The sequence below is a fragment of the Shimia sediminis genome (assembly GCF_003990645.1).
In the GTDB taxonomy this organism is placed as follows: domain Bacteria; phylum Pseudomonadota; class Alphaproteobacteria; order Rhodobacterales; family Rhodobacteraceae; genus Shimia; species Shimia sediminis.
Genome location: NZ_RYZK01000026.1, coordinates 1 through 1808, shown reverse-complemented (window position 1 = coordinate 1808; position 1808 = coordinate 1). Strand labels below are relative to the sequence as shown.

At 53.8% G+C, this 1808-nt stretch carries 1 rRNA gene; it reads right to left on the bottom strand.

Features of this window, described 5'->3' with window-relative positions:
* Nucleotides 1–287: 287 nt before the first annotated feature.
* Nucleotides 288–1808, bottom strand: a 16S ribosomal RNA gene (locus EK369_RS22725); the annotation flags it as partial.

Here is a 1808-nt window from a genome sequence, read left to right as displayed (position 1 = left end):
CGGCCGCGTCCCTCTCTACGGACCGGCGACGGAGGACACCGAAACTCACCCGCGCGTCGAACAACGCGCATTCACCACGGCGAACCTCCCAATGCATATGTATATGCGCGCATCATCCCACAACTCATCGAGCATCGCATCACACGACGCACATACATACATACATACATAATAGGATACAATCCTCTGTGGCCTACAACGGCGACGACGAGCAGCGCTCTCTCTCTCTCTCAATACATCGTCGTCGCCCAGCCTAACGAGATGTCGTCGCCCAGAGACGGACATGCAACGTTAATGATCCTTCCGCAGGTTCACCTACGGAAACCTTGTTACGACTTTTACTTCCTCTAAATGATCAAGTTTGGTCATCTTCCCAGCAACATCGGCGACGTCGAAACGCCACCGCGTACCGGTCCGAAGACCTCACTAAATCATTCAATCGGTAGTAGCGACGGGCGGTGTGTACAAAGGGCAGGGACGTAATCAACGCGAGCTTATGACTCGCGCTTACTGGGAATTCCTCGTTCATGGGGAACAATTGCAAGCCCCAATCCCTAGCACGAAGGAGGTTCAGCGGGTTACCCGGGCCTCTCGGCCAGGGAGGACACGCTGATTCCTTCAGTGTAGCGCGCGTGCGGCCCAGAACATCTAAGGGCATCACAGACCTGTTATTGCTCAATCTCGTGCGGCTAGAGCCGCCTGTCCCTCTAAGAAGAATTGTGTGTACGCCGGCAGTAAAAACCGCGCACGAGCGCGACGCGAACGCCGGCCCGGCGGGCCTTTGAGATGCCGGAAATACGCCTATTTAGCAGGCTAGAGTCTCGTTCGTTATCGGAATTAACCAGACAAATCGCTCCACCAACTAAGAACGGCCATGCACCACCACCCACCGAATCAAGAAAGAGCTCTCAATCTGTCAATCCTTCCGGTGTCCGGGCCTGGTGAGGTTTCCCGTGTTGAGTCAAATTAAGCCGCAGGCTCCACTCCTGGTGGTGCCCTTCCGTCAATTCCTTTAAGTTTCAGCTTTGCAACCATACTTCCCCCGGAACCCAAAAGCTTTGGTTTCCCGGAAGCTGCCCGCCGAGTCATCGAAGGAACGTCGGCGGATCGCTAGCTGGCATCGTTTATGGTTAGAACTAGGGCGGTATCTGATCGCCTTCGAACCTCTAACTTTCGTTCTTGATCAATGAAAACGTTTTTGGCAAATGCTTTCGCTTCTGTTCGTCTTGCGACGATCCAAGAATTTCACCTCTAACGTCGCAATACGAATGCCCCCATCCGTTCCTATTAATCATTACCTCGGGGTTCCGAAAACCAACAAAATAGAACCGAGGTCCTATTCCATTATTCCATGCACACGGTATTCAGGCGAAGTTTTAGCCTGCTTTAAGCACTCTAATTTGTTCAAAGTAAACGTGCCGGCCCACCTCGACACTCAGTGAAGAGCACCGCGGTGGGATTGAGTTGGACCGCCGCCGCCCTCACGGACGACGGTTAGGTCCACCGGCAGGACGTCCCGCGGACACGCCAGTTAAACACCGCGTGCGATGAACCGGCGGCGCGGGACACAGATTCGACTACGAGCTTTTTAACCGCAACAACTTTAATATACGCTATTGGAGCTGGAATTACCGCGGCTGCTGGCACCAGACTTGCCCTCCAATTGATCCTCGTTAAAGGGTTTAGATTGTACTCATTCCGATTACGGGGCCTCGGATGAGTCCCGTATCGTTATTTTTCGTCACTACCTCCCCGTGCCGGGAGTGGGTAATTTGCGCGCCTGCTGCCTTCCTTGGATGTGGTAGCCG